A 272-nucleotide genomic window follows, 5' to 3' on the forward strand; every position below is an offset into this window, starting at 1 on the left:
TCACGGTAAGCCCCGGTGAAACACTAACCATCAACGTGGCCGGGCGGGGTACGGATTGCACTAGTGCACAAAGTTCCACGGGCTACGTACAGAGCGGGGGTTTCAATGGGGGGGGTAGTGGCTACTACAACGGCGGCGGCGGCGGCGGCGGCACCGATATCCGACGAGGCGGCACCGCTCTAACCAACCGCTTGTTATCGGCGGCCGGTGGCGGTGGCGCCTCCGCCGCCGCCCTTAACCCCGTTCCCAACCAAAACAGTAACGGGGGCCAT

1 protein-coding gene is annotated in these 272 nt (G+C 64.7%); it reads left to right on the plus strand.

Going from position 1 to position 272, the window contains the following annotated elements; all coding sequences use genetic code 11:
• Positions 1 to 272: glycine-rich protein (locus tag ACP7AJ_RS21615; RefSeq protein WP_426062314.1), on the plus strand; the 272-nt coding region annotated here is incomplete at both ends.

The sequence above is a fragment of the Hymenobacter sp. B1770 genome (assembly GCF_049896385.1).
Lineage (GTDB): Bacteria > Bacteroidota > Bacteroidia > Cytophagales > Hymenobacteraceae > Hymenobacter.